Origin of the sequence: Aquitalea sp. ASV11, from assembly GCF_016429185.1 — a bacterium.
Lineage (GTDB): Bacteria > Pseudomonadota > Gammaproteobacteria > Burkholderiales > Chromobacteriaceae > Aquitalea > Aquitalea pelogenes.
Genome location: NZ_JAELUD010000118.1, coordinates 1 through 6,498, shown reverse-complemented (window position 1 = coordinate 6,498; position 6,498 = coordinate 1). Strand labels below are relative to the sequence as shown.

The window sequence follows — 6,498 nt, the reverse complement described above, 5'->3', positions numbered from 1 at the left end:
CTGTTATTGCCCGGGCTCACCACCATGGCGGGCAAGGTGCCGTGAATGCGCGGCTTGGGAAGCAGGGCGGGCCGCCAGACGCGATCCGCCGGAATGGCGTGGAAGCTGTTCTGGTAGGCGCTGTCGCGGCTGCCGTGGTGGCTGACGCGGCTGATCAGCCAGCCATGCGGGGCGTCGGCAAAGGCCTGCTCCAGCTTCAGCACGGCACCGGGCTGTAGCCAGCTGACATTGCTGTCGCCACTGGCCATGCATTGCCGGCTGACCGACAGCTGGTGACGGATCTGCGCCAGCCGGGCGGATTCCTCGTCATCGCGATTGTCATCGCCCCAGTCGTAGTCCTCGCCATGGGCGGCGGGCACCTCCCCGGCAAACCCGGCACGGCCATCGGGCAGTGGACTGGCGGCCATGTCGTTGAAGTTGCGCCGCCGTGTAGCCTGCAGCATAGGACGGTGCCGGATGTTGAAGGCGGTGACCGCCTCGGTGCCGACACTTTCCAGCCCGGCCTGCTCGCGCAGGGCGACCGGGTGCAGATTATTGCGGCTGTAGTGCTCCAGGTCGTTGCCAAACAGGATGACATCCTTGCCGTCGCTGGACTGGCTGAACTGGAAGAAGATGCCGGCATGGGCGGCCAGGCGGGAGAGAAAGGCCAGATCGGTTTCGCGGAACTGGGTGAGGTGCTCGTACACGGCTTGTGCGCCGGTCAGGGTGAAACGGAAATCGCTGCCCTCCAGCCCATGCTGGCGCAGCAAGGCTTGCATCACCTGCGCTACCGTCATGTTCTGGAACAGGCGGGTGGTGCGACTATCCTGCAGCAAGGCCAGGCGCGGGCCGATGTCGAAGGTGTACAGCGTTTCTTCCCGGCTGCTGCGGCCGCGCTGCGCCTGACGCACCACCCCGTGCCAGCTGCGCTGTCCTGCCTGCGCGTCCGGCAGTGGCGGGATGCCGGGAATGCGCAGCGGCGGTGCGGTGGATTGCGGGGTGAGGGTGAAGGTGACCGGCTGGCCGATCAGCGGGGCGAGGGGCAGGTCGCGCTCTGGCAATGTCACCGCCACGCTGAGGTGGTAGGGGCTGTCCAGCGCTTCTTCAAGCTGAAAGGAATGCACGGACGGTGCGAGCTGGAAACGGGTGGGGAAGGTGAGCTGGTAGGGGTTGCGCATGGGCTGGGGCCTGGGGTGGGTCAGATGGTGCTGCGCGTTGCCTGACAAGGGATACATTGCCAGGGTGGTAACAAGCGTTGCTGTCTGTGGTTTGCAGGTGTTGCCATGCCGTGGTGACCCTTCATGCCGGTGGAAATGGATCGGGCATTACACCGGGCGAGCCTGTGACCGGCAATGTCTGTTCAGCCAGTTTTACCGGCAGTCCTGGTCAAAAGACGTATTCATGGTGATGGGGGGCGATGTCGGTGACGACGCGCAATGAAGCCAGACAAATGCAGGGCGGGCAAATGCAGGGCGGGCAAGGGGAGGGCATGTGCAGCCCTGCCCCTGCTAGTGAGTGATATCACCCGAGGGGTAATGGACTGCCGGGTGGGGGACGGCCTGAGGATGTGCGGGAGATTTTGTTGTGCTAGCGGGCACTACTGCCGCCGACCCGCAAACCCAATGCCACAGCCAGCTGTGGCAGGCCGGGGAAAATGGCAATCTGTCCGGCAAAGCGGGCTGCGGTGTCCTCGTGCAGGTGTACGCCTGCCACGGCCACGCCAGCGGCGAGTCCGGCGGCAATGCCGGAGGCGCTGTCTTCCACCAGCAGGCAATCGGCAGGGGCTACACCAAGCAGGCGTAGCGCATGGTGAATCAGCGCCGGGTCCGGCTTCCAGGCATTGACTTCGTAGGCACTGATGATGGCATCGCCAAAATAGGGTTTCAGCCCGGTGCTGTTAAGGCTGGTTTCTATCTTTTCGCGCGGGCCGTTGGAGGCTATGCAGCGCGGCAGTTGCAGTGCGGCCAGCAAATCATGTGCGCCGGGCATGGTGTCCAGTTCGCTTGCCAGCAGTGGCAGGCTTTGCTCACGGAACTGACGGCTGAACAGTTCACGGTCCAGTTGCGGAAAGTGCTGGCTGATGTCGTCCAGAAAGCGCGCATAGGGCCGGCCACGGAAATGCTGCAGGATGGTGGCTTCATCCAGTGCATGGCCATGCTGTTGCAGGATGCGCCCGATCAGCCGCGCGGACAGGCTTTCGCTGTCCACCAGTGTGCCATCGCAATCAAATATCACCGCCTCGATCTTAAACACCTGTCTGTCTCCTGCAAGGGTCAGTCATAGCAGCTTGTTATAACTGCTAGTGGCCGGGTCGACTACTTCTCATGGATGCAAGTCACCAGAATGGTGCGCCAGCTCATGTCCGGCACAGGGCAATGATGATGGCACAGCCCGGACGGCGCTGCATACAACAAGGAGGAGACGAAACATGAAACTTTCAACACGGCTGGGGCTGATTGTGGGGCTGGCAGCATTGGGCGGGCTGTTGCTGGCCGTCATGGGCCTGGTGTCCTTGCGCAGCACCATGCTGGAACAGCGCCATGAAGCCATCCGCACGGTGCTGACGCTGGCGGCGCAGCAGGTGAAACATTTTCAGCAGCTGGAGCAGGGCGGCCAGTTGAGTCGTGCCGAGGCGCAACGTCGCGCCATCGACGCCCTGCGCAGCATGCGCTACCAGAAAAGCCTGTATCTGTGGGCGCGTACCACCGGCGCGCTGGGGCTGGTACTGCCGGGCGACAAGGGTGTGGGGCAGGTGGATTTCGGCAAGCAGCTGCCGGATGGCCGCCATGATTTCAACCGTTATCTGGATGTGCTGGCCACGCAGGACATCGGCTTTGTCGAGCTGATGGTGGTGAAGCCTGGCGGCAGTGACGAGGTGCTGAAAATCAATGGCGTCACCCGCATTGACGGCTGGGACTGGGTGATCGGCTTTGGTGCCTGGACGGATGACATCCAGGCGGCATTCTGGCAGGCGGCGCTGCGCTACATGCTGACCGGGCTGTTGTTGTTTGTCGCCATTGGTGCGGTGGCGGTGTGGATGGCGCGCAAGATTTACCGCGCACTGGGAGGCGAGCCGGAACTGGCGGCCCGGCTGGCCGGGGAGATTGCCGATGGCAAGCTTAACCAGTCACTGGATGTAACTGCCCCTGCGGGCAGCCTGATGGCCTCCATCGCGGTGATGCAGGGCAATCTGCGCGGCCTGATTGGCGGCATTCAGGCTAATGCCAGTCAGGTGGGTCAGCTGTCGCATCACCTGGCCACCCAGATGGCGCAGATCAACGACGCCTCGCGCCTGAGTTCCGCTGCCATTGCTTCCAGTGCTGCGGCCATCGAGCAACTGGCGGTCAGTGTCGACCATATCTCCCAGGGCGCGCGGGAAACCGAGGACAATTCCGGCCGGGCCGCCACGCTGGCCGAACATGGCGCGGCACTGGTGCTGCACGCCGGCGAAGAAATCAGCCGTGCTGCCAGCCAGGTGAATGATGCTTCGCGGCTGATTGGCTCGCTGGAGCAGCGTACTGATCAGATTGGCGATATTGCCAGCGTGATTCGCGATATTGCCGACCAGACCAATCTGTTGGCGCTTAACGCCGCCATCGAGGCCGCCCGTGCTGGCGAGCAGGGCCGTGGCTTTGCCGTGGTGGCGGACGAAGTGCGCAAGCTGGCCGAACGCACCAGCACTGCCACCGCGCAGATTGCCAGTACGGTGCAGGCGGTGCATGCCGACACCGCCGCCGTGGTGCAAGGCATGCAGGCCATGGCGCCGCAAGTGGCCATGGGGGTGCAGATGGCGGCACAGGCAGGGGATGCGCTGCAGCAGATCAACAGCGCATCGGCCCAGGCACTGGACAAGGTGCGCAGCATTGCCACTGCCACCACCGAGCAAAGCCAGGCCAGCAATAGCGTGGCGCAGAATATCGAGCAGATATCCGGGCGCATGGAGGAGTCCAGCCACGCGGTGGCACAGGCATGCCAGCATGTAGCACAGCTGGAGCAGCTGACAGCAGCCTTGCACCAGTCAGTGGCCCGTTTCCAGGTGTGAGCGTTTCCGGAGCGGGCAGCGCGGCTTGCTGGTCAAATTGAACTGTGTTCAAATCCGGAACCACTCAGCAAGGAGAAACGACATGGCAGGCAGTATGGAGCGTTCGCTGGCAATCCTGGAATTGCTGGCCCGTAATGGCGGGCAACTGCCGCTGCATGTCATTGCCGACACCCTCAACATGCCGCGCAGTGGCGCGCACCGGCTGCTGGCCATGCTGATCGAGCAGGGCTATGTGCGCCAGCATGCAGAGAAGGGCGAATACCAGCTATCGCTCAAGCTGGTTTCGCTGGGGCTGATCTACCTGTCCACCAGCGGGGTGGCCGATGTGTCGCAACCGATTCTGGAAAACCTGGCGCGCAGCTCGGGCGAGCTGGCGCGGCTGGGCATCATCGAAAACGAGCTGATCACCTTTGTGGCCAAGGCGCAGGGCGCACGCTCCGGCCTGCGCTACGACCCGGACATGGGCAGCAACCCGCCGCTGTTCTGTACCGCCAGCGGCCCGGCCTGGCTATCCCGGCTGGATGATGAGCAGGCCTTGCAGATTGTCGCCCGGCAGGGCTTTGGCAATGGCCACGACTACGGCCCCAATGCGCCGCGCACCATTGCCGCCTTCCTTGAAGTGCTGCATGCCACCCGCAAGCGTGGCCATGCGGTGGCGGTGGACAGCTACGAACCGGGCATGACCTCGCTGGCCGCGCCCATCATCAACCCGCTCAACCAGAAGGTGGTGGGCGTGGTGACGCTGGCTGGCCCCACCAGCCGCATTCCGGCGGACCGGCTGCCGGAGCTGGGCAGCCTGTTGCAGGATGCCGCGCGCGAACTGGGTGAAGCCTCGCTGGGTTCGCTGTACTTCAAGTCCTGATTTGCGCTGTTTTCCCATGCATGGCCCGCTTGTCGGGCCATTGCCATTCATGGGCTCGATGTATAGCAAAGCGTTATATCTGCTAGAGCGATAGTGCTCTTTTTTAATGCATGGCGCGGGAACACAATCCTCGCATGCAAACCTCTATCCCGACTCTGTTCATGCGTGGCGGTACCTCACGCGGGCCCTTCTTCCTGGCAGACGACCTGCCGCAGGATCAGGCATTGCGCGACCGTGTGCTGCTCGCTGTCATGGGCTCGCCCGACCGCCGCCAGATTGACGGCCTGGGTGGAGCACACCCGCTGACCAGCAAGGTCGGCATCATTTCCCGCGGCAGCCAGCCCGGTGTGGACCTGGACTTCCTGTTTGCCCAGTTGCAGCCGGACAAGGACACGGTGGATACCACCCCCAACTGCGGCAACATGCTGGCAGCGGTAGTGCCTTTCGCGCTGGAGCGCGGCCTGGTGACGGCGCAGGGTGAAACCAGCACCTTCCGCGTGCTCACCCTCAATACCGGCATGCAGTGCGACGTGACGGTACAAACGCCGGGCGGCCAGATGCGTTACGACGGCGAAGCCCGCATCGACGGCGTGCCCGGCAGCGCCTCGCCCATCACCATCAACTTTCTGGATACCGCCGGTTCGGTGTGCTCCGGCCTGCTGCCCACCGGCAAGGTGAAGGACGTGGTGCAGCTGGACGGCGTGGGCGAACTGGAAATCACCTGTATCGACAACGGCATGCCGCTGGTGATGCTGCGCGCTGCCGACCTGGGCCGCACCGGTTACGAAAGCGTGGCCGAGCTGAATGCCGACACCGAACTGAAAACCCGGCTGGAAGCGCTGCGACTGCAATGCGGCCACCTGATGGGCCTGGGCGATGTCAGCAAGAAAACCTATCCCAAGATGTGTCTGATTGCCGCGCCGCGTGATGGCGGCAGCATCAGCACCCGTTGTTTCATTCCGCACGTCTGCCACGACGCCATCGGCGTGCTGGCGGCGGTGACGGTGGGCACCGCCTGCGTGCTGGAAGGCTCGGTCACCGAGGGCATCGCGCAGATGCAGCCCGGCCTGCGCCATCTGGTGTCGGTGGAACACCCCACCGGCGAATTCTCGGTGGACCTGGAGCTGGACCCGGCAAACCCGCAAAACGTCATCCGCGCAGCACTGCTGCGCACCGCACGGCTCATCATGCGCGGAGAGGTCATGATTCCCTCCGCCATCTGGAAAGGACAGCAAGCATGATCATCGACATCCACGGCCACTACACCACCGCCCCCAAGGCGCTGGAAGACTGGCGCAAACGCCAGATCGACAACCTCTCCACCCCGGAGCTGGGCCCCAAGCCCTCCGAGCTGAAGATCTCCGACGACGAGCTGCGCGACACCATCGAAAGCAACCAGCTGCGCCTGATGAAGCAGCGCGGCTCCGACCTCACCATCTTCAGCCCGCGCGCCAGCTTCATGGCCCACCACATCGGCGACTTCAACACGTCCTCCACCTGGGCGGCCATCTGCAACGAGCTGTGCTACCGCGTCAGCCAGCTGTTCCCAGACAACTTCATCGGTGCCGCCATGCTGCCGCAGTCGCCCGGTGTGGACCCGGCCACCTCTATTCCG

Annotated in this window: 6 protein-coding genes; 4 read left to right on the top strand and 2 right to left on the bottom strand. The window is 63.8% G+C overall.

All coding sequences use genetic code 11. The features are described from left to right. A partial coding sequence (locus JHD62_RS20855; protein WP_199104496.1) for a type VI secretion system Vgr family protein occupies positions 1–1,157 on the bottom strand: 1,157 nt, incomplete at its 3' end. A gap of 409 nt (positions 1,158–1,566) precedes the next feature. Next, positions 1,567–2,232: an HAD-IA family hydrolase gene (locus JHD62_RS20850; RefSeq protein ID WP_199104495.1), complete on the bottom strand. Its 666-nt coding sequence runs from the start codon at positions 2,230–2,232 to the stop codon at positions 1,567–1,569. Between the two features lie 175 nt (positions 2,233–2,407). On the opposite strand from JHD62_RS20850, the gene JHD62_RS20845 reads away from it, so the two are divergent. From JHD62_RS20845 to JHD62_RS20830, 4 genes are all read left to right on the top strand, one after another. Further along, the gene (locus JHD62_RS20845) at positions 2,408–4,021 is read left to right on the top strand and encodes a methyl-accepting chemotaxis protein (RefSeq protein WP_199104494.1); all 1,614 of its coding nucleotides are present in this window, start codon (positions 2,408–2,410) and stop codon (positions 4,019–4,021) included. 82 nt (positions 4,022–4,103) lie between these two features. Further along, on the top strand, positions 4,104–4,883 hold the full coding sequence (locus JHD62_RS20840) for an IclR family transcriptional regulator (RefSeq protein WP_089086336.1): 780 nt from the start codon (positions 4,104–4,106) through the stop codon (positions 4,881–4,883). Positions 4,884–5,017: 134 nt separating this feature from the next. Continuing rightward, the gene (locus JHD62_RS20835) at positions 5,018–6,124 is read left to right on the top strand and encodes a 4-oxalomesaconate tautomerase (RefSeq protein ID WP_199104493.1); all 1,107 of its coding nucleotides are present in this window, start codon (positions 5,018–5,020) and stop codon (positions 6,122–6,124) included. Continuing rightward, positions 6,121–6,498: amidohydrolase family protein (locus JHD62_RS20830; protein ID WP_199104492.1), on the top strand; the 378-nt coding region annotated here is incomplete at its 3' end. The genes JHD62_RS20835 and JHD62_RS20830, both read left to right, overlap by 4 nt.